The sequence below is a fragment of the Pseudoalteromonas sp. SG41-2 genome (assembly GCF_014164535.1).
Taxonomy (GTDB): domain Bacteria; phylum Pseudomonadota; class Gammaproteobacteria; order Enterobacterales; family Alteromonadaceae; genus Pseudoalteromonas; species Pseudoalteromonas rhizosphaerae.
Genome location: NZ_JACJFK010000001.1, coordinates 210,648 through 233,634, shown reverse-complemented (window position 1 = coordinate 233,634; position 22,987 = coordinate 210,648). Strand labels below are relative to the sequence as shown.

The 22,987-nt window shown below is 35.7% G+C and carries 14 protein-coding genes; all 14 read right to left on the bottom strand.

What is annotated here, in order from left to right:
• Positions 1-105: 105 nt before the first annotated feature.
• On the bottom strand, positions 106-1,629 hold the full coding sequence (gene tnpC, locus H5186_RS00980) for an IS66 family transposase (RefSeq protein ID WP_182794000.1): 1,524 nt from the start codon (positions 1,627-1,629) through the stop codon (positions 106-108).
• A gap of 95 nt (positions 1,630-1,724) precedes the next feature.
• Positions 1,725-2,072 (bottom strand): IS66 family insertion sequence element accessory protein TnpB, encoded by a 348-nt coding sequence (gene tnpB, locus H5186_RS00975; protein ID WP_182793998.1) that lies wholly within the window; start codon positions 2,070-2,072, stop codon positions 1,725-1,727.
• Positions 2,072-2,299 carry an IS66 family insertion sequence element accessory protein TnpB gene (locus tag H5186_RS23360; RefSeq protein ID WP_404936439.1) on the bottom strand — a complete coding sequence of 76 codons (228 nt, stop codon included), beginning with the start codon at positions 2,297-2,299 and terminating at the stop codon, positions 2,072-2,074. Before H5186_RS23360 ends, tnpB begins: the two co-directional genes overlap by 1 nt.
• Positions 2,300-2,705: 406 nt before the next feature.
• Positions 2,706-6,443, bottom strand: a complete 3,738-nt coding sequence (locus tag H5186_RS00970) for a DUF2357 domain-containing protein (RefSeq protein WP_182793996.1) — start codon at positions 6,441-6,443, stop codon at positions 2,706-2,708.
• Positions 6,440-9,115 (bottom strand): hypothetical protein, encoded by a 2,676-nt coding sequence (locus tag H5186_RS00965; RefSeq protein ID WP_182793994.1) that lies wholly within the window; start codon positions 9,113-9,115, stop codon positions 6,440-6,442. The genes H5186_RS00970 and H5186_RS00965 overlap by 4 nt, the downstream gene beginning before the upstream one ends.
• Positions 9,116-9,165: 50 nt before the next feature.
• Positions 9,166-11,181 carry a hypothetical protein gene (locus H5186_RS00960; RefSeq protein ID WP_182793992.1) on the bottom strand — a complete coding sequence of 672 codons (2,016 nt, stop codon included), beginning with the start codon at positions 11,179-11,181 and terminating at the stop codon, positions 9,166-9,168.
• Position 11,182: 1 nt separating this feature from the next.
• Positions 11,183-14,686, bottom strand: coding sequence for an AAA domain-containing protein (locus H5186_RS00955; protein ID WP_182793990.1), 3,504 nt, complete (start codon positions 14,684-14,686; stop codon positions 11,183-11,185).
• Positions 14,683-16,161 (bottom strand): protein kinase domain-containing protein, encoded by a 1,479-nt coding sequence (locus tag H5186_RS00950; protein WP_182793988.1) that lies wholly within the window; start codon positions 16,159-16,161, stop codon positions 14,683-14,685. The genes H5186_RS00955 and H5186_RS00950 overlap by 4 nt, the downstream gene beginning before the upstream one ends.
• Positions 16,162-16,165: 4 nt before the next feature.
• Entirely contained in the window at positions 16,166-16,891 is a 726-nt protein-coding gene (locus tag H5186_RS00945; RefSeq protein ID WP_182793986.1) for a PP2C family serine/threonine-protein phosphatase, read from the bottom strand.
• Positions 16,878-17,429 (bottom strand): hypothetical protein, encoded by a 552-nt coding sequence (locus H5186_RS00940; protein WP_182793984.1) that lies wholly within the window; start codon positions 17,427-17,429, stop codon positions 16,878-16,880. The genes H5186_RS00945 and H5186_RS00940 overlap by 14 nt, the downstream gene beginning before the upstream one ends.
• Entirely contained in the window at positions 17,404-18,090 is a 687-nt protein-coding gene (locus tag H5186_RS00935; protein WP_182793982.1) for a hypothetical protein, read from the bottom strand. The genes H5186_RS00940 and H5186_RS00935 overlap by 26 nt, the downstream gene beginning before the upstream one ends.
• Positions 18,078-21,041: an ATP-binding protein gene (locus H5186_RS00930; RefSeq protein WP_182793980.1), complete on the bottom strand. Its 2,964-nt coding sequence runs from the start codon at positions 21,039-21,041 to the stop codon at positions 18,078-18,080. The genes H5186_RS00935 and H5186_RS00930 overlap by 13 nt, the downstream gene beginning before the upstream one ends.
• Before the next feature lie 71 nt (positions 21,042-21,112).
• Entirely contained in the window at positions 21,113-21,838 is a 726-nt protein-coding gene (locus tag H5186_RS00925) for a VWA domain-containing protein (RefSeq protein WP_182793978.1), read from the bottom strand.
• Positions 21,839-22,517: 679 nt separating this feature from the next.
• The gene (locus H5186_RS22915; protein WP_259400264.1) at positions 22,518-22,865 is read right to left on the bottom strand and encodes a hypothetical protein; all 348 of its coding nucleotides are present in this window, start codon (positions 22,863-22,865) and stop codon (positions 22,518-22,520) included.
• Positions 22,866-22,987: the final 122 nt, after the last annotated feature.

Here is a 22,987-nt window from a genome sequence, read left to right as displayed (position 1 = left end):
CGTACTATCCGCTTATTGATGGGTAAAGCGAATCGACCTCACTCAGCCGCACCAATTAATTTTATATTTCAATCACTTAAATAGTAAGCGTATAGCTAACGACACCTAGCTTTGCTTAATGTTCCAAGGTAGCAGTGGCTCAAGGTTATCTGGCTGCTCAGCAAGGCGCTGTAAGCAAGTAGAGATATAGTCATGCACCACAAGGTCATTTGCCTTTGCGGTTTCAATAAGACTATAAAGTATAGCGCTGGCATGAGCACCATTGCAGGTATTTGAGAACAACCAGTTTTTTCGCCCTATTACGAACGGTTTTATAGCTCGCTCTGCACGGTTATTGTCAATACTGAGCCTGCCATCATCAAGGTAACGTCTGAATTTCTCAAACTGATTTATCGCATAGGTAATTGCTTCACCTAACGCCATTTTTGGTGGGATTTTATCTTTATGCTTGAGTAACCATTGATACAATTCATCAACGATTGGTTTGGCTTTTCTCTGCCTAATCTTGAATTTTTCATCGTGCGATTTATCTTTGATGGCTTGCTCAATACCGTAGAGCTTGCGAATAAGGTTTAGTACTACATCTGCTTTGACTGTTTTTTTATTATTGCCTTTAGCCTCGATGAATTTACGGCGCATATGGGCTAAGCACGCAACCAGTGTTGCATTCGTTTGCTCGTAAGCCTTGTAGCCGTCAACGTGCATGTAGCCTTCGTAACCATCAAGGAAATCAATCGCACATTGGCCTGCGCGACTGTTATGGTAATCAAACAAGACAATATTGGTGCCTTTACTCGGTTTATCATCGCCGCAACAATACAGCCACATATAGCTGGTTGCTTTATCTGCATTAATGACGTTTAACGGGGTTTCATCGCCGTGAATAACCGGTTGAGATAGCAACACGTCTTTTAAGCGTTGATACAGAGGGGACAACAGGTCTGCGCAGCGCAACATCCAGCTCGACATAGTTTGTCTGCTCAACTCAATACCAATATCGCCTAACATGGTTTCTTGGCGATAAAGTGGTAAGCCAAACTGGTATTTACACATGATTATTTGGCTCAGCAAGCTGGGCGTTGCGATGCTTTTTGGAATGGCTGTTGCGGGCATAAGGGCGGTTTTTACCACACTTTCAATGCCTTCACGCTCACAGTGACGGCACGTATATTTAGGGCGAATGGTTTTGATTACTTTAATATGCGCTGGCACAAACTCGAGTGCTTCACTGCTGCTTTCACCCATTTTGTGAAGGGGGCTTTGACAGCAATCACACATTTTTTCATCCTCTTCGAGGTCAACAACGACCTCAACTCGGGGTAACTGAGCCGGCAGTGGCCGGCGTTTCGGTTTGGCTTTTTCTTTCTTTACTGAGGCCGATGTGGCCAATAGCGCTTTATCATGTTCATCGAGAATATCTTCTGCTTCATTGAATACTTCGCCTGCACCCGGCATCTTTTCAGATTTTTTGGCGTACTCTTTGGCTAGTTTCGCGTTATAAGCTTGTAGCAATTCGTGAATTTTCGCGTCTTTTTCAGCTAACTTTTCATCCATATGCTGTTGCAACTCAAGCAACATGCGCTTGAGTTGTTCTGGGTCGTCAGGAAGTGAGTGTGCATCAATTTTCATGTTCGCAATTTAACAGAATTTGACGGTGTTTTCTTGCTTGACGCAAAGATAAAACAGACGGTGTGGCAACGATAATTTACTGCCAATATGATCGATTAGATCATCGATTTATACCGCAACTCTTCATGACCAAGCACATCATATCCCGACAACAACCAATTCAGTTGCTCTGGACTGAGCTCAAATTCTTGCAGACTGGCTTTGTTTGGCCATTTGAACTTTTGCTTTTCTAATCGCTTGTACCACAAAGCAAACCCCGTTTTATCCCAGTAAACCAGCTTGAGTTTATCCTTCGCTTTGTTGCAAAATAAAAATAAAGCGCCAGTATAGGCATCACGTTCAAGCTCACCCTCAACGATTGCGACCAGACCATCAATGGATTTTCGAAAATCCACAGCATCGCGGTGTAAGTAAATACACTTTGGTTCAACAAACATTTTCATCAGGCAAGCTCGCGTAGTAATTGGCCTAGATAAGATGCAGGCGTTGTGGGAAGCAAACTGACGTTTACTTTTCCGACTTCGAGGGTAATCGACAGTAGCTGTTCGGTGACGTCAACGTGTTTAGCTACTTTAGCGCGAACAAAGCTGCCCGATGATTCATTAAGCTTACTTCGTGCGGCATAAAAGCTTGTTTTTGATAAAGCATGTTGCTGGCAATAGTCAGTGATAGTTAAATCGCTGACTTGTTGTTGTTCAATAATACTGCGCCATTGTTCAATGGCTGCGTGTTTTTCTCATGGCTATCTCCTCATTGAAATTCGGAAATAGCTTAATCATTTTGACGAGTGACTGGCAGGTGCATTTTGCTAGACGCTTACCTTAAATAACGTTTCTAATTAGGTAGTTTAATTTTATGTACTACTAGTTAAGTTTTCAGCATTGTTTAAGGACCTGCACCAGAAGATGGTAGAAGTACAAAACTTAGTTGGGCCCAGCGATTCTCTCCTTCACAATGTAATATTTACAAGTTCAATAGATGGTGATTTAATTGATACTTTCGTTGCGTGTTTAGCCCATGCGCGTCGTAAATTCATTGAAGCGAAAGCTAATTACTATCGTTGAAACTACCCATTGCTATTCTGAAGAAATCTCACTAATGGTGATGCTACTAGCACCATCGTCACCCGATAAGTACATATTAAGTGCATATAAAATATCAGGAGTTTTATTAAAGGCTACTGGCTTATTAATATTACCTAAATGAACCCGACTCTTAACTTTATTATCTCGTTCCATAACATTAAATAATGTACCGCCTACATTTTCATTTAATAATTGTATTGCATTTAATAATTTATCTGAATTTTCACTACCTACTGCCATAGACCTTGCTATATCTTGCTTATCACTTGCGCGAAGTCGTATGAGTGCAAAAACTAGCTCTAATCGACGTAGTAAAGAATTCCATTTGAAGTGCTTATCATTGCTTTTAATGTTTAACTCATCCTTGGTTATGAAATCAGAGACCCTATTTACCAAAACATTAATTTGCTTACTTGTTAATTGGAAGACCAAAGACTTACTTCGCCAGATAGCCGTGCCCAATATTTCTAAACTAACTGCACGTGTTCCACCTATATCATCAATTGGCATCAGAATATTACTCAATAACCTTTTCTGCCATTCAGTTGAACAATCACCCAAAGCATAGGAAATATTCAACATTGATTGGCGTAATTTAGTTTTATTCTTAGTATTCTCAATTAATTGTTTAGCGAAAGATTCTGGCATTATACGATGGAAGTAACTTATAAATTGCCTTAACTCTTGTTCCATTTTACTTGGGGTATTAACGGTTAGAAGCTCTACTGCACTATTCAATGCTAGGTTAGCGCTTTCACGTAAGCTTCTCGGAAAGTCTTGACTAAGCATTTCTCGCTCTTGGTCAAATAGAGTTAAAATAGGGAATCGCCATTTTCCAGATAAACGATTAACCTCTCTCATAGGTATTGCACCAATTTCAGTTATATCATTGAGTTTATAGCCGCCCCTATCATTTTTAATTAAATTCCCTGAAATTTTATCAGGCTGTTTATTAAACACCCCATCTTCAAATTGGGCTTGATGTATAAATACTTCACCTATACCCAAATTAAGTTTTTGGCATTTATTACCATTTTTATCTTCGAAATAGTTTGAAGGATCTATCTGTAGTGAAATACGTTTTGAACTTTTTCCATTTACTAAGAATTCATAATAATCATGAACTTCATTAAATACGCGCTCAGACCATTCTAATATATCAGTCTCTTTTTTACCTTGAGAAGTAAATTTAATAAGCTCAGTAATAGTTTGTACTTTGGGGTATTCAGGGCATACTCTTTTTTGCTCTTGAGTCATCTCCCAATTCGACCATTTTGCAATTACTTGGTTAAAAGGAGCATCATTATCAACTGGGCTAAAAACTAATTGATAAGGCTCTTCATCACCGTAGGTATAACCTAAATCTAAAGTACACTCTATATCGGCTGCTAGTGGGAAGGCAGAATGTTCCAGAGTCAAGCTGTAACGCTTAACATCTTTTCCTTGCCCTTGAAAAATTGGTAACGCAATTTTTGTTTTTCCAGCAGGAATTGTAAACTTACTCTTAAGTTCAAGCGAAATACGCTTGCCTCGTTTAGGCTCTATTGTTGTTTTATCATCTACAAATACCAATTCAACCTCTCTACCTTCCATTGGCAAACGAGTTAATAATTTAGGGAGATGATCTCGCCAATAGACTGTATTTCTTTTTGCTGACATTAATTCAAAAAGGGCTTGTGAACCATGAGTAATATCTAGGTTTTTATAGATATTTTTACTATCAAAACCATTTGTTTTTATTGATGGGTCTAATGTAATGATATTCAGTGATGTAAAACCATTAATACCATTTTCTTTGAGTGAGTTAGATAAAGTACTTTTGGCAATATCAACATAATGAGATTTAACTTTTTCCCTATTACTTTCACTTAATGTATACCAGTTGTTTCTATATTTTATCGCAGGCTTTCTATTATTTTTTATCAACTCAGCATAACTAAATGACGAACAGAAAGCATCTATGACATCCTGAGGGTATTCCCCCTTGAGAGCTTGATTAATAAGTTTAATTGTTCCTTTATTATCTAATTTGAAAGACGGATGCCTCTCCCAATAAATTTTTTGTTTGCTGTTTTGACCAATAACAGGTGTTGCATAGAGCCCATTTAACCCCTGCTCTAGTACAACATATAACTCTCCTTTTTTTATAGGTAACATCGTTTTAGCTTGCATGGCAAAAACGGCTGCAATACTTTTTGGTAAAGGCGTCGCTCTGTAGAAAGCACGGTTGAACTCACTACGAATTACCTTAGAATCAAAATCACTAATGTAATCACTAACTAAATAATTAACCCTGGGCGTTTTCAAGCCTTTAGCAATTAGGTCTACGATTACACTTGCATTATCTTCATCATAAACAGATCCGTAGGTTAATAACTCTGCATCTTGGTCTAAGTCAATTGCGGTTGATAACGAGAGATCTAACACCTCTCCGGTATGATTATCTTTATGGGCAAGAAAACGTAATGGTAAAGGGCTTTCACTTTGTAGTTTTTTTACTGAGCCTTTTTCTTTAGCTGTATCTGAAGTTAAGAGGCGAACATATGGAATACTGGATGACAAGTTAATCGTTGCAAAAAAATCAGACTCTAACGCTTTAAACACCCTTGGTAAACCAGACTCTCCAAGCCAAGATTGAACAATTTGGCCGGCCATTATCTGCATATCTTGATTGAACAATGAGTAAGATTGTATTTGACGATTTTTTTCATCACATACTACAACCCCAACACTCGAAATATTTATCGTATAATATTTCTTCACATCAAAATTAGTGACTAAGATTATTTTAGATTCTTGATCATTACATGAAACTCTTATATCAATATATTTTTTTTCATTTAATCTATAGGATCCTCTAGCCTCTAGGTTTTTACCAAGTATTTCAACTGAGCCATAAACATGCTTATAGGTCAAATCAGTTACATCGGATGACAACATGCTTTCTAGAACGTGAACCTTTTTAACTGATTGTAGATGCGCAATAATCTCTAACCACAACCGATGTAAAAAACTAAACTCAATATTGTTGTAAATATGTGAAATTTCATCATCAAGTCGGTTAAGTTTATTACCAACTCGCCAAATTTTTTGATAGTTTTTATCTTCAAGTAATACATTATTGGGTGGCATTACCTGCCATGCTTTAATCTCTTTGACTTCTTCTTTACTGCCCCATAAATCTAGCTCTTGTGCTAACCAATCTTGATCATCATTTAAACCAACATTTTCGCGCTTACTCTCTAACAAATAATCAAGGTATTGAATCGTATTGTGAACAAATCTATTTTCTAATGTATCCAAACTATTACGCCGCGTTAATGCTAAAACATGGGGATTAACAGAAAGTTTTTGGCGAATATTATTCCCTGGTTGACGTGATAACCATTGTACAGAACGGCTATCTAACTGCTGCGCCTTATGAATAGGCACAAAATCATGCTCTCGAACAACTTTATAGCGCGGATAGTTGATCACCGTTTTTAACGCAGCATCACAATAAGATAATAGTTGGGTAAATTTGTCTTGAGATTGCAACTTAGTTGAAGTAGCAAGATGACTTAAGGCCATTATATCGGGTTCACCAGTGACGGGTTCAATAGTAATTTTTGATAAAAAAGTGTCCTGTAAATAAGCGACAAGCAGGGCTTTGGCATCTTTGTTATTCAAAGCACGGTAGAATTGGTCAAAAGTGCTCAATTCTACCGTGCTTATCATTTCATTATTCATGCTTGCACCTTAGGTGCGTTCTCTACTAAATATTCTTTAATATCTTTGGCATCAAATCCACTTATTTGAAGACATTCTGCGATTTGAGCTGGTAACAAGCCATCTATTGTAATTTTACTGTTTCTTGAATAGGTATTTAAGAGGTTAAGTTGATTTTGGCTTAGAGTTATTTTTTTGGCTACTATTTTAGGTGTATGAGTTTGTGGTTGTTTATTGAAATCATCAGGTATTGCTTTAACAAGTTCTAGATACTCTTTTTTGCTCTCATCATCATTTAAGTAATCAGCACTGCACCACATAAATTGACCATGTCCCATGACCATAGCACGCTCAAAATCGGCAACAATATTAAACTTTTTATCATCTAATAAAGCACGAATAGGTGATAAACAGCGCTCCTTACCAATCCCACGGGTTTCAATGCCTCGTAATTTTGGCATAACTTTTTGCACTAACTGATCTTCAAAAGCAAAATGTAGTGCTTTTTTATAATTAGCATCATCAAATCCATTAGCTGAAAATGCTAATACCAACGGATGATTAACCATGAAATATTCTATCGACTGCCAAACACGATGACCTAACGCTTTACCAACCTCCCCAAGATGATTATTAATACTCTCAATAATGCCTTTGTATTTTTTATGCTCTGCACCAGGTAAGCTACTTTCTAACTTAACCCAACGATGCCATTGCTTCGTTGACAAAAAGTGACTTGGGGCCTCTTTTTTTTCTAATTTTTTACGAGCAATTAATGTTGTAGGTCTTGGAAAATAAATAGTTACTCCACGATCCAGTACTTTATCCGATAGTGCCTTCGTAGTTTCATCTTGATTCATAGTCCCAGCGAATAGCATATTTCTTCCCAATGCCAATTTATGCGGTTCGTGTTTTGCACCAAGTTTAATGTCTATAGTGGGTAAATTGTCTTTATCAGCGGCGCGTCTATCCTCTAATTTACTCAAAAAGTCAGCGAAATACATTTCAACATGGGCAAGATTCATTTCATCCAGTAACACTAGATTCATCATGTCTTTTAAGCCATTAGGATTAACTGATTTTTCTGTTTGACTTTGGATCAGAAACTTCAAAATAGGTTGTGCATCAAATACGTTATCAATTGCATTGAAGTAACCAAGCATAGATTCTTGGCTATCCCAGTTCGGTTGAACTGGCACACTCATAAAGTTAATACCACCGAAATGAGAATACAGTTTTGGAAGCTCAGATTTACCAGTACCACTCACACCCGCTAATACAGTTAATGGAGACCATTCAGAAATTTTAAGTGCCGTATGAAAAGAATATAAAATTCGGTAGTCAAACTCTAATCCATAATTTGATACCTTCTTCTTAATAGTATTAAGCCAAGATATCTCCTTAGTGTCAGCAGGCCAAACGGGTAATTCATTTTCGCCTTTTAGTCGACTAATCACGCCGCTTTGAATCTGTTGCAAACGCTCTTCACGATTACTTTCATCTTCATAGCTTACTTTTAACCGATCTATTTCAGCTTTCAATTTGTTATTCTCAGCTTCTTTAGAGCTAAAAAGACTTTTCGATGTATCAAGTTCACTTTCCGCACGTTGTAATTGATAACTAAGTTGTTCTATATCTTTTACTTGGTTTTGTAATTGTTGATTTTCATTAGCAAACCGATCTGCACGATCTTGAGCATCGCTTAATTCAGCTTTAGCCTTATCATAATAATCCTCTATCTCTTTCGTTGGTCTTTCTAATAGCTCTTCATTTAAGCGATTAATTTCTTCTTTAGTTGCAGATAGTTCAGCTAGTACTCTAGCAGGCTCGGAGCCAAGTTGCTTCTCTAGATCTTTATACAAACCGAGTGATGTTTCTGCACTTTCTAAACTGTTACGAAGTCGCTCTATTTCATCTTCTTTTTGTTTTAAACTTTTTTCTAAGCTTACTTTTTTATCTATCACACCTTCATTGATATGTTGATCAAGCGCCTCCCTTTTTGCATTTATATCTGCGCTTTTAAGTTGATTCTCTGCTTTTTGTTTGGTGACAGTTTCAGTTTGCTTAGCTAACTCTTGCTGTTGAAACTCTAACTGTTCTCTTTTTTCTTTCAGCTCATTATCAAGGGCATTATGCGCTGCATTTTTACTCGCTATAATCTCGGCATTAACGGTATCTCGCTTTGCTGTGATTTCTGCATTAAATGCATCTAACAATGTTTGTTTTTCTTGTTGACATGCTAGCTCAAATCCTTGCTCTTGTTGCGATAAACGCTCAGCTTTAACTGTTAAGTCCTGCTGCTCTTTCATTAATTTATCACGCGATTGTTCGAGATCATTTTTCAATGAATCCAATTGTTTTTCTTTGTGTTTAACTTGTTCATCGAGTTGCTGCTTATAGTTAGCAACTTGATGTGGCAATCCTTTTTCAACATTAATACGTTCATGACTAAGTGCTATTTTTTCTTTTTCTAGGACATTCTGTAATTCTTTAGCTTTAGATAGTTCAATCGATAGCTGTTTTTTTTCCTCTAAAAGCAACGCTCTCTCTTGATCAATATCTTTTTCCTTTCGCACAATTTTACTTTTCTGCGCATTAAGTTCATTTTCACGTTTAGCCAACAATTCTTCTATATTATTTTGTTGTTGCGCTTGTTCATTATTTTTAACTTGTTTTTTTTCTAGTTTATTCATGAGATTACTTCCTTAAAAATACTTTTGGTTAACCTTTTGATTGGTTATGTTTACTCACCAAAACGTTCCATTAAATCATTGATCATTTTAAATACGGTAGTGACTAATTTCTCTAAATCTACTAATGATATATCAGCCTCTGTTAATCTTCTGTTATGCCCTCTAAGCTCGACTAATCGCGATGTCACCGACAATAAATTATCTCGTTTAGGAAAAGCCTCTAAATCATTATCATGGACACGATAAATGAATGCCATCGCATTAGCACCTAGAGTACTATCAACTCCTTGGCAAGCCCGTTCGAGGCGTTCTTTACTCGAATTAAGTCTATGCTCAATCTGGGTTGGTATGATTTTTCTTGCAATCACATCAGAACGACTTTCCGCAAGTAGCAAAGAAATATCCCGCACTGGTTCAAAATATTTCATTGCATGGTAAAAACTCTTCTGTAGTGCGGACGCACAATCTGTCACGGTATCGCTCAAATTATTTTCTAATTGTTTTTTTAATGCACTACGAATCACTTCAACGACATCAAGAGGAAGAGAAGCCTTTTGATGCCAATTAAAATGTTTATCCATTTCACGACTCAGAGTTAGTTCTAAATTTGTTCGGTGATCAATACCATTTTTAACAAACTCCTCAGAAATGTCATTTCCAAATACTTTGCATACAGACTCTATCCACTGATACCATTCTTTAATTTCTAATTTATCTTTAATTTCACTAACAATATCTCCGTGACTTGCCGCATCTCTCAATTTTTTGAGCTCATTGACTCTTTCAAAGAAATCAGGATTCTCTTTCGCTAACTCAATAAAAGGATGACTCACTGCTTGTTCTGCAGATATAGCATTTAACGCAATCATTGCAGTCATGTTGGGATCGTTATAATCTAAGTAACTAAATGTACCTTTTTTAATATTAAAGAAGTAGTTAGCAAGCTTGTTAGTATTAAACCCTATCTTTTTGACTTTATTCGCAATATTTCGACCATTAACTGATGCATTAGTTGAATGAATATGCGTTAATACATTCTTAACAGGGATCAATGATGCAGACCTTGCTAGTAAATTTTCTAATTCACTATATATACCTTTAAAGAAATCTGCTTGATTATCAATAGCTAACTTACGCTCTGCTGATGAAGTAATTGTATTGTTGATTATGTATTGATAAATTTTATTTAATTTTATTATTGAGCTTTCATCTATAAAATTCTCTGTACGATTAGCTCTCAATTTTTTCCGTTCAGCCTTCTCTTTAAGTTTCTTATATAACGAATTATTATGCCTTTCAAACCCTCTACTTGCCTCAGGATTAATACTTCCATTAAAACCATTTGTAACAAATACATCAGCACTATTATCAGGAATAAAAACCCGCTGATGTAAATATACAAGCTGAGGGGATTTATCTACCTCAATACTTGTTGCTGGAATGTTACAATATTCATTAAGCTCGTTATTTGTTAAACGCTCTTTTTTTAATGCATTACGGTAATTACGAATAATATTTAAAGCATCAGTGGGCGTTAACTCTGGTGCAACTTTTTTATCAAAGCTAACTGGCGCAGCCTCGACTTCTTTTAACTCACCACTAGTACCCATGTTAAATTTATATTTGTTTTTATCTTTTTGAGCGTAAAAAATAGGAAAGCCGTCTTTAACTATCCTAGGTAAATACATCTTATTCTTTATGTCATAGTAAACTGTCGCGGCAATATACTTAATATTATCTTTATCCAAGACTTTTTGCTGATTGGCCTCTATCATTTGTAATCGACTATTAATAAAATCTAATTGCTGTAGACGACTGATAATAAACTCGACTAACTCAACTTTTAATCCAATAAGCATTGCAATCTTTTCGACATCATGTTCTTTATTAGCGATTAGTTCATACACTACAGTTTCTAATGGATTGAGCGTGTCATGTTCCACTATTGGTAACGTGATGTTATATGCCCATAATGGATAAAGAAGTGCATAATCAGCTATCGGATCATGTCTGATGATCGATTCATTACAACTAATAACATCAATATAATCAGAAAAATTACTCACGCTAATCCACCTCTACTTTTTTATTTTTGTCACCAATAACTAATCCGCTGTTATCGCAAAGCTGTAAATAACTTTCCACTTGAGGAATCGCATTCTTAGCTCTATCTGACGAGACAAAAGCTTTATCGCCAAAAGTTATTAAAGCTCTCTTTTGTCTTGTCATACTGACGCACAAACGGTTTATTGACATTAAATGCCCAAAAATAGAGTGCTGTTTTATACTCTCATTATTTAGTGTTTGTTTATCGCAACTTCTTACGACTGATAGCAGTACAATATCAAATTCCATACCCTGAAAAGAATCAACTGTACCTATACGCAACCGTTCTTCAATAGGCTTACCAGTTTTATCCCTGAGCATTTTATATTGCTCACAAATTTGATATTCATCGCCGTTTTTTTCAGTTATTCCATTTTTAACTAATTCTTTAAATATTTCTCTAACTTGTGCTTTATAAAAACTAATTACTCCAAATGATAGCGTCTTGCCTTCCTCACTATTTATCCATTGACTCAGTTTTTCAGCTATTTTTTTCGCTTCAGCTGTTCGATAAGTACTCTTGCTGGCGTCCTTTTCTTCTTTTCCAGAGTAGTGAGGAACATCGACCCAGACTGCAGCTTGCTTTTTAATCCCCTTTAATTGATGAGAAAACAAGCTATCAGGTAAATCAGAGCGGTATGCTTCACCATGAGGTTGATAAAAAGTATCACTTGCAAATTCACCAAGTAAACGATGACTGCGAAACTGTGCATCAAGTGTAATAGTCCGTGTTATTCCATCTTGTTTTTCTAGTTTTTTTAATCTATTAAATAAATATTGGAACATACTGTGTTTAATATGCTCCTCATATATTTTGTTATCACCATCTTCATCTTTCAGAGCTTCAACAATTTTATCTTCTACCATATGTGGTAATTGACGATGATCACCCACTAAGATAATCCGATTTTCCGCTTGTACCATTGGAATCATAAGATCCCTTGGTGCAGCTCGTGCAGCTTCATCTATAATTACGGAATCAAAAATAATGGCTCCTTTACCGCCAACTTTAACCTTTCTTAATAATTTCCCCTCTGACTGACCTGTTGTTGCTCCATAAACTAAATTGTATTCGCTTATTGCTTTTTTAATTCCTAAGGGGTTATTCTCTAACTCAAATAGGTAATTTGATAAGATTTTATTTTGAGGATCTTTGATACTAGTACTTGACTCAAGCTGTGCTAAACAGCCTTGAATGAGTTCAACAACATCTTGGCGAACTTTAGACGTATTAAGACGAATTTCTTCTCTAAATCGTGCCAATAAATTCTTTTTTAATTGTTTCAATTCGTCTAAAAAATCTAGATTATTACCCTTTTCCCAAGTAATAGCCTTTTTTAATAATGATGAGTCTGACTCTGAAAGTTGATCAGAAAACTTATTTAAAAGAACTGAAGCTCGAGCGGGGCCATCATCTAAAAAAGCATTGTGAGTTATGCGAAGTGCGCGAACACATCTTAACTCGCTTTGATCTTTAGGACGTGATTGTTCAACGAGCTCATCTGATAAAGCTTTACATCGTACTGAAAGTGATTGTGGTCCAAAATCTGTAACCGCATCTAATCCTAGCTTTAATAATCTCAATGCTTTATGCGTACCAGGCGCGGATAAATAATTCTGATAAAAGCGATGCAATAAATCGTAATTAGTACTCAAGCTTAATTCAGGATTAACGTTCCGTACATCTTGAGCAACGTTATGACGCCAAAAATCAATTTTACTATCGCTACTAGATGCATTTAACTCCTCACCATTTTTTTGACCAAACTTGACTGACGGCAAACTATTAACACTTAATCTTGATAAGACGTTATCAACAGCATCGTGCTGATAACCAGATATTAAAATATCACCTTGAACTCCTTCTTTTTTATCAGAAATTTCATTTAAACGCTCAATAATAGCTGCGATTACTGTTGTCTTTCCTGTCCCAGGAGGTCCTTGAATAATGCAAATGTCAGGTGTATTTAAAGCACATTCAATGGCTATTTTTTGCATTGCAGTAGGTGGGTGTTCTGGAAATATTTTACTCTCAACATGGTTAGTAAGTGGTTTTATTTTGTTTGCTTTTTTACGCTGAGGAACCACGCCATCTTCTTCAATAATGAGCCCTAACAATGGCATTGCGCTAGTGCCCTGACTAATGCGCTCCCTCGCGGTCATGCGTCTTTCAACTTGTACCTGGTCTCCCATTATTGAGTAAATTAATTTTGCATTATCAGGTAAAAAGTCGACACCTAACACCAAGCTATGCTGGTTAACCTTTTTAATATCAATAATGAGACTCTCATTATTTTTTTGCTGTTTAATATTGCGGCTATTACTCTTGTCGGTTTGTTCACTATCATTTGACGTTTTATTTTGAGATTTAAATTCACCCCATTCTATTCCTGAATTTAGCCCATTTTTTTGTTTATAATTCTCAAATTGTGTTTTGCTATATTGTTCCCATGTCATATCTATATCTACTAAATACTCAGGGTCTGTAGATATCAACTCTAAGGAGTCACCTGATTTCAATTGTTTGCGATAATCTTTATTTACAAATACCTCAATACTACTGCCATCTTTATATAGTTCAAAATTTGTATACGATATATAATTAATCCATCTCGCTTTTTTAAGTAAGAAGTTACCTTCTTCATCACCGTATTTATCCCAAGTATTTAAATACCCTTGTTCTTGATTAGATAAAGTTTCCATTTGTTGTTTAGCATAAGCCTCTAAAACAACAGGATTATCAATATCTGAAAAGCCTAAGTTAATTTTAATTAATCGAATGGCTTTATTAACTTCTTTCCTACTTTTTTCAACTAACCTTTTACAGCCTAAATAAGTATCTTCACCTATATTGTATTCACCAACCGCAAGTTGAATACCTTCACCAATAAGAACCATGTTATTTGTTAGAGCAGGCTCTTTAAACGGAACACGTTCCACAGCATCATCACTATTTAAAGCTTTCTTCTCTAAATGTTCGATTTGTTTTATTTCATCGTAAGCAACTTGGCTCAGATAGGCGAATGCATAGTAATCCTTACTATTACTATCAAATCTAAACATAAATTTAGACTTTAAGGCCTGTGAAATTTCCTTAAAATCATTTCCTACCTTTAATTTTTTAGCTTGCTCTAAGGTATTAGCATCTAAAGCTAAATCAATATTAGAAAGGTTAATAGTGCCACCATGAATATAAACAATTCGCACTAAGTATGTACCGTTAGCAGCTATATTTGTCACACTAGCAAGTGCGCTATATCCCTTAGCAAATTGTATCGCTATATCATTCTCTTCTCTGGTTTGAGTGCACTTGAACATCATGCACTGACCATTTGAAATAAGTTGTAACTTTCCATGTTCATAAGATACTGAACACAATTGCTCACGTTCTAATACATTAGAATCATTTAATAGACGTATCCACGCTTGATGCTCAATCTCTGTGCGTATTTCTGTAATATTCATTTAACATCCTTAAGCGTGATCGTTACAAGTTGCGGGTAATCACCGTCAATCTGTAATAAAATTCCTTTTTTAAGTTCTTCTTCAGTTAACTCTAATTTTGAAACAAAGTTAGAAAAACGTTCTCCAGGAGCGTTTAACGCAACATTTATTTGTTGGCTATAACTAAAAGATAGTGATAATACCCAGTGATCACTTTCTTTGTAAATCCTAGCGAATTCATCATCAAAATCATCCAAACAGAAAGGTGTAAATAACCGTTTAGGCAAACAAATTTCGTCTTCCTGACGAGGTATAGCTGCACGCCATAGTTCAGAGCCAGTGAATTGGCTAATAGCATGTCGCTGTATCAAAAAATAACGAGGAGTTTTAGCTGAGCAATAAGGGCATTTATTTTCCGTTAAAGCATACTTTTCTAGGTAGCTCATATTGCATGATTCACATTCAATACTTAGATCTACGGCTTGAGCTAGCGCCTTTGGCCAATGAAACATTAGTGGACGTTTCCAAGAGTGTTTCTGTGCTTTATTAAATGTATGGTTGAAAAGTACTTGAAGCTTTTCTGTTAAAATTAATGTTCGAGGCAACCCAGATTGATTGCGGTTAGAGTCATCATCAGGAGCGTCTATAAAAGGCAGTAATCCTGCACTAGCTTGCTCATCGAGTGACATATTTGATGTTGATTCTTCTTCATCTGCCCAGTCTGCCCCATTATCTCCCTGCAATTTTTCTCCATAAAAAGGATGTATTAGTGATAACAATTTAAATGCTAAAACGGCAAAAGAATATGCATCAGTGCGTGAACTCGATCCAACTAATCCCAATACTAGCTCTGGAGCACCATATCCAGGTGTATAAACCGCTTTTTTCGAGTTTTTATTTTCAAAACGTAAATTATCTGCATCAATAAACCAAACATGGTTAAATGCTTTATTTTCGCTAAAAAAAACATTTTCATTGGATATATCACCATAGACAAGCCCCTGACCATGAAGCTTTGCAAGTTGTGTAGCACACTGCATCAATACTTGAAAACGCCTTTTACTACTGCCTGTTTGAGCATAATCAGCTAATGCGTGCGCTTCTTTAAAACGCTTTTCCTTCACAAAACCATCAAGCCATTGCGGATATTTTCGTTTTTCAAGATCTTTAGAAGGAATGGCAAAAAAATCTTCTATAGGTTTCATGTCACGTAGTAGTTGCATAACATAGCCAGCATGATCTTTTAATTTACAAATTGGTCTTGCTAAGTTGATATCTTGGTTTACAGGTAGTGTTAATAAGTTATTTAATTGTTCTTGATAGCCATGGATATAGTGCTTATCTGTATAAGGTTCGCCGTCATTAGTTAATACTAGTTTGATTGCAATATCAGGATCACTAGTAGTATAAACAATGCCTTGCCCACCTCTTCCTAACTCTGCCCCTATTTCGTGCTGTTGATGGTATTGATCCGTTACCTTACTGCCTTGATTCATTACATTAATCCTTCACTGTGTAAATACATGCGATAGTTTTATCATCTTGATGATTCGGCACTGGCCATGATTTAAGCCACCATTGGATTTCTTCTTTTGCTTGCTCTCTATCTAATGTCGAATAACGCTCAACAACACCTTTTACAAATGAAGTTTTTTGTTCTTGTAATAAATCATCGCTAATACCATCAGTCATTAATAAAAAAGAGGTAAACTCTTCAGCAGTCTTTACCTTCCAATTCCAGTGATTTTCTTCATGCTTTTCCTGTAAAGCAAATGTCTGATTACTAAAGGATATCTCATTAAAATCATCGATTAAAAAATTGACTTCATCTTGCTTATTAATAAAGGATAAAAGACCATCCCCCAGTTGTGCCATAAAAATAAGCCCATGACAGTGAATCACCCACAAACTTGTGCAGCTACATTGATTAGGGTTTCTATTTTCTAGCGCATCAATCCAATACTCGTGAAATTTACTCAACAACACTTCGGGTTGATAATTTATGTTTTCATGCCAGAAATGTGCAAGTTTAATAGCTGCTTGGCACACAGCTTTACTACCAAATTCTGAAAGTAATTTACTACCAACACCGTCTGAAACAACAATAACTTGTCCCCAATCAAAATATTTAATACACCATGCATCTTGATTGTTGACGTTATTCTTAACATGACTTGGTCCAATTTCGCTATGACCAAAATAGCCTAAATATTTACCATTCATCATCGTTGTCATCGTCACTGAATACATTTTCAGTTGCCGCTTCTTCAACCACTTTAGGCAATACGGACATATTAGAAATAGGTGTAAAAAATTTTTCTAATGCAGCGTCTAAATTATCTACAAGAAACAAGCTAGATTGAAAACGCTTAAGCTGATTAATATCAGCATCACAACCCAAGGCGACAATAACTAGGTTTGATTTTTTACCTAAGTTTAAAAGTAATTCTTCACTAAAGTTTGTATAACCGTCTGTTATCCAAAAAATAAAATTATTTTTATTGGACTGAAGCCAATCAGATATTACTTCCCCAGAGGTTCGACCAGTAGGCGGTAAAATAACAATATCGTTATTTTCCTCAAACTGTATTTGGTCAATGGAGTTACTCGCCTGGTAATATTCAACAGGCTCCTTAATATTGTTTAATTCAATAAATTGTCTACAAAATCGCAATGTATTAATGAGTAATTGCTCTTTTCCCAGTTCTGACATGCTTCCACTATTATCAAACAATATCTTATGCATTGGTGCTGCCTTTTTCATACTCATTATTTCGTTGTGTAATCAACTCTTCCGGTGTATTAACCACACTATCTAAATCAACGTCTTTTAATGCATCAGCCAAAACACTATAAACAGATTTGTTATCCCCCAACGATAGGTTTCGCTCAGAAAAAGATCTTAAATCAGCCGGTATCCCTATCGCTTGATAACCATTTAATATTTTATGTACCTGCCCTGATGACAAAGCCGACAAAGCAACTTCCCCCCAAAAAGTAGCAGGTATATCTATGGTATAATTTTCAGACACCCCTTTTGCGTATAAACTCGCACCAACAATTTGATTTATTTTTTTCTTTTCATCTGAAAGTGAATTGATTTCTTCGCGGCTAATTTCAATGTTATTTCGCAGGTGATCAATATATTCCTTAGCACTAGAAAAAGCGTCAGATTTCAGATCACTTTTATCTATTCGAGCTCCAAGATCAACCATGTCATTTTCGATATCAGCTTGCATTGGCATGAGGTTAAAAACTTTAGCTAACCCTCCAATTATATTAAGTGCGGTAGTTATTACTCCTCCCATATTTAACATCGGCCCTAAAACCCTACCAATAGCACCACATGCAGAACCAAGCGCTCCACCGATGGCACTACAACCAGCACTAATGGCAGTGAAGCCTGCTGTAATTAATCCAAACATACTATTTTCCTTCTCTTAGACTGATCTAAATTATACTGCTGGAGTGAAAAAGGCTGTTGCTCTTTTACGGCTTCCAACATCACATGTACAGCTTCTTGCCAATCTGGTAATTCATCATTGTTTTGTTCAAAATAAACATTGGCAGCAATGAAGTGTGATACCCAACGTAAATTAATATTTTGATCTGCTAATACGTTAATTTTATTAGCTAAATCCATTTTTTTTTCACTATTATCAAAACCGTAACTAATAACGTTTTCGTAAGCAGGTAATACATTACTTTCCAAAAGTGCTTGCCATGTTGTAAAGGAATATTCAACATCCTCTATACGCTTCAATATCTCGTATGAAAATTTAGCATATTCAGATTTTATTTTAGATATTACAAGCTTGCGATCTGGTACTGTATTGGCTGAACCAGGATTTATTTTTACTTGAACAGATTGTCGCCAGCCTTGGCTGAAAATAACAGCATGGCCAACATCGAGTTGCGACAAATAATTTTGTTGCTGTTCATTCAATGCCATCCCATTACCAACAGCATCTTTATCATCTTTTGCAATCAGCTTATGAATAATTTTTGTATTTGTACTTTTTATAACTTCTGGCATAAGTTTATTAGGGATCTGATCAACAATAATTAAACCTTCGCCATATTTACGGATCTCAGCTAACATGTCAGCGAATATTTCGACACCTAATTTTTCATTACTACTAGCCGCAATGCTTGGGTTAGCTAATAGCCGATGCGCTTCTTCAATTAAAGTCAGATGCCTGAAACTTGAGTCTTTTTCATGCCTATTTTTAACAGCCTGCATTAAATTAGTAATAACAAATCCCATCAGTAAGGATTTTTCTTGATTATTACGAATTTCTTCCAGCTCAATAACGACTCTCTTATCAAGTAAGGCATCAAAATCAATAGTCTGAGTACAATTGAGCATTTGCCCTTTCGCACCAACCATTAATCCTTGAAGCCTTGATTTAATAGAGGCTATATAATCTTTCTTTAAACGCTCATCAAAATTTTGACGTTCAACTTCCTTGTCAATTTCAGCAGATAAATCACTCAGTATTGGGTAGATAGCTGTTTCTTGAACGCCCATATACTTGGAGTAACATAAGTTCCAATCAAGATTTTCATAACATTTGTATAATGCAGCTTCAAATATTTGCGGAATGGCAGCTTCCATATCAAACGAAGCCATAAATGCAGCCTTAATCGTATCAATGCGGTTACTAATTGTTTCATTGGGTAAAAGTGCGAGTGGATTTAACCTCATAGGCGCTAAATCTTCTCTTCCTATAGTAAATACAAGCAAATCATCATATTCGGTGATCAACTCTCGATATTCAGTTTTAGCGGGTTCAATAACTAAAAAAGGTAATTTACTTTCTGCTAATAAATATTTACAGGTAGTGGTTTTTCCGTTACCTGTAGCACCCGCAATAAACACATGTTTATTCAATTCCTTTTTATTAATAGCAACAGGGTGTCCTTCACAAACATGCGAATTCTTTACCAAGCTACCAAGCGTAAGACGATCACTTTTTTCAGTAATGTATGGAGGATTTAAACCAAATGTTATTTTAGGCTCTAGGGCAATACCTGCTACTTCATCCTGCGGAATACCTGCTACTAGACTGAGCTCTTTTGTAGAATAAACAGCACCTAGCATCAAACTTTTTTTATCAATAATGCAACGAGATTTAAGCCAATGATTCATTTTGTATTGTGGGCTACTAACTTGTTTTTTTTCAACGTCAGCAATAGGAATTTGAAATTGCTGTGCAGCATGAACAGCTTGTTGGCTATTAGAAATTGTAACTAGTTGTAGTGGATAGCAATTATTACTATTACCTGAAAAAATAGATTTACAACTATTCCCTAGTGCTAATAATGTGGGATTACTTTTAGTAAACAAGCTAATACTACTAACAAACAGGCCACGACTTCGCCCATAATCAACTCTAGGTAGTAAAACATCTTCAATATAGCTTGCCCATTTTTTAGCTTGAGGGTTGATAACCTCTAAACTTAGGGTTTCACTCGCCCCCAGTGTTTTGCTCAGACTTGTTGAGCTACCTTGAGTATCACTATGATTACTGCCTGCGGTGTAAGTTGCGCCTTTGCTTATGGTATGACTATCGCCCCCCGTTTCGCTAACATCTTCAGAGTTCTTAGTCGTTTTTCCATGATTTTTTGCATCACTGCTTCCGCTATTTATCGCAATACTATTATTGCGACCATCGGAATGACTTTTGTTAGTTGAAGATGAGGCATTTGCACTATTATTTTTACCTAGTTGCAATGAATTTTTGGCTAATAAACTGAGTTGCTTAAAGGCATCGTGCAAGCCATTTTCTATTTCGTCTATTTCACTGGGTTGAAGAGGTGAATATGTGATGCTTAGTGCAAATTGTTTACCCATCATTATATTAATAATGGTGTCTACACTTTGATATTTCAAAGCTTCCCCTTCTCCTTGATCCCCTACTGCACCCTGTAAAAGACCAACATGGGAATAATTTTTAAGGGAGTCTACAATTTTATTTTGATCATCAAGTTCTACTAATTCACTGCCAAAAAAGTTCCCTTCAAAGCTTGGCTTCAAAATCATTTCCGCAGCAAGCTTCGCTGTCATAGGTGCAGAAATACGTGAAAAATTCCGTACTAGGCCAAAATATAAACTGACCCCGTATTCATCACCTTCCAATATATAAACACCATTAAGCCCTAGCCCAGATATAACACTAAATATATTTTCCAGTGATTGACGACTACTTTGTTCTTCAGCTATAGAAACACGAGTCAATTTATAGAAATGATATTCACCACTCTCAAGAGAGACTGTTGGTAAAATATTTTTAAATATATCTGGAGAAATTGGTTTTGATAATGCAGTCAATACCTTATTTAAATTCATCTCATTTGCTACGGTAGTTGTCATAATCGTCCAAAATATAAAGAGAAATTTCCATTGAATACAAAAATGTATTCAATGGTTAAAAATAATAAATTCTAGATAAAATCAGACTCACTATCTTCCACAGACATTGACTCTTCAACAGAATCAACAAGCGCTTTTGCTGCAGGTGAGATGTCTTTAATTTCTTGCTGAGTAGGCAATAAATTTGGGTTTTGTGATGCAGTACGTGTAGTTACTGACATAGTGACAAATTGGAAGAATTTTTTTATTTCTGTATTTTCTTTTGCTGTAAATACCTTATTTTCAGTACCTTCAACAAACCGATTCAATACGTTGTTATCTGCACTGGTGCCAATAGCCATAGCCATACGGTCACATTTACTAGAACGTCCTTCATTCACGAGCGCCTGCAAGGGCCGTTGCCATTCATCATTAGGAGCACCATCAGAAACTAAAACAATAGTAGGACGATATGCACGTGATGGCGTAGTTTCTTTATCTTCAATCATAGCTTTTGCCATCTTAAATGCAGTCCCCATAGGGGTAGCTCCACTAACATTGAGATCCTTCCATTCTATATTTGACGCAGATGTATAAGGTAATTCTAATTTAACTTCAGCACCAAAAGTGATAATAGAAACTAACAATTCTATTTCACTTTTTTCTGCCTTAGCAAAATCTACAATCATTTCTTTTACTGCTGAGTTTAAGTTGTCAATTGAAGAACCACTCATACTAGTACTAACATCTAGTAATAGGATGACAGGTAATGGTTTAGCTTTAGGTGCTGTAAATGCACTAGGATCGAACGCTTTCATATAAATTCCTTTAATTTAACTTCTATAAAAATACAATCATGTTCTTCTAATAAATATTGGCTAACTAGGCCTTATTACATAGAGTTCTATCTGCATTTTTTACATTGACTTTGATTAGTCGCCCCTCCTTTTAGATTTCGGTAACCAAAAATTGTTTCTAATTCAGCAGCTGTTCTGGCTGTAACACCACATTTCGGGCATTTGTGAGGTAACGATATTTTTCCTGACATATTTGTATCCATAAAGTAATGAGTAAAAGGTTTATATCTTATTAAGGTACTTAATGATTTTTCTTCAATTAATATTGGTCTTACAACCCAATACTTAAATATCAGATTAAAGCTTAATAAAAATGTGCGTATACATAGGGGGTAATCTCCATATCAATTAACGAATATGACTATTCGCATGTCCTTTGAGTGTGGTGGTTACAAGCCGTTACCTATCTAAAAACAAATACTTTAGTATTTATTTATTTTAAAAAACAATCTTATGAACTTTAGCTTAATAGTACGTTTTAAATTATATATTTCAAGCCAATTATATAAAAAGCACTTATTTTTTAGATGATTAGCATAGTTTACAAAATATAACCAATTTCTTATTTCGTAAACTATGATAGCAAAGCGGATGATAGGATTAGTTTTCACAAGCTTGTAAAAACTTAATTGAGTTGGTTTTAGCCTTTTTTGTAATCACTAAAATTAATAACATTGCAGCTATAAATTTTAGAACTTGGTGAATCCTCCACGCGTTGCTTTTCATTAATAAGCGATTGGCAATAACTCAATAACCGCTCTATGGGTATAAAACTTCTCTTTGCAGCGAGTTGTTTTATTGGTGGTGCGTTTAGGCTGGGTATTTGGGTAACCCAAAGTGCAGCGTCGCTAATATGGCCGCTTATGCTTAAATTGGTATTTTTAGCCCAGTGCGGAGTAAATTCTCTTTTAGATAATTCACTCAACAGCACAGCTATATCGCTGCGTGGAATAAGCTGATATACCTCAAATGTTTGTTTGCCATTCATACGCTAAGCGCTGAGTTAATTCCTCTTGTGTTAACTTTAAACTAACCGGTATAAAAAACGCAAAACGGCAATTCGCTTCACAAGCGATAATTGTTTTTTCACGGGATTTATAGCTGTTATCA

Bases quoted from the DNA above. Each gene is read 5' to 3' on its own strand.
- tnpC (WP_182794000.1), bottom strand. From the start codon at position 1,629: ATGAAAATTGATGCACACTCACTTCCTGACGACCCAGAACAACTCAAG.
- tnpB (WP_182793998.1), bottom strand. From the start codon at position 2,072: ATGAAAATGTTTGTTGAACCAAAGTGTATTTACTTACACCGCGATGCT.
- H5186_RS00970 (WP_182793996.1), bottom strand. From the start codon at position 6,443: ATGAATAATGAAATGATAAGCACGGTAGAATTGAGCACTTTTGACCAA.
- H5186_RS00965 (WP_182793994.1), bottom strand. From the start codon at position 9,115: ATGAATAAACTAGAAAAAAAACAAGTTAAAAATAATGAACAAGCGCAA.
- H5186_RS00955 (WP_182793990.1), bottom strand. From the start codon at position 14,686: ATGAATATTACAGAAATACGCACAGAGATTGAGCATCAAGCGTGGATA.
- H5186_RS00950 (WP_182793988.1), bottom strand. From the start codon at position 16,161: ATGAATCAAGGCAGTAAGGTAACGGATCAATACCATCAACAGCACGAA.
- H5186_RS00945 (WP_182793986.1), bottom strand. From the start codon at position 16,891: ATGATGAATGGTAAATATTTAGGCTATTTTGGTCATAGCGAAATTGGA.
- H5186_RS00940 (WP_182793984.1), bottom strand. From the start codon at position 17,429: ATGAAAAAGGCAGCACCAATGCATAAGATATTGTTTGATAATAGTGGA.
- H5186_RS00935 (WP_182793982.1), bottom strand. From the start codon at position 18,090: ATGTTTGGATTAATTACAGCAGGCTTCACTGCCATTAGTGCTGGTTGT.
- H5186_RS00930 (WP_182793980.1), bottom strand. From the start codon at position 21,041: ATGACAACTACCGTAGCAAATGAGATGAATTTAAATAAGGTATTGACT.
- H5186_RS00925 (WP_182793978.1), bottom strand. From the start codon at position 21,838: ATGAAAGCGTTCGATCCTAGTGCATTTACAGCACCTAAAGCTAAACCA.
- H5186_RS22915 (WP_259400264.1), bottom strand. From the start codon at position 22,865: ATGAATGGCAAACAAACATTTGAGGTATATCAGCTTATTCCACGCAGC.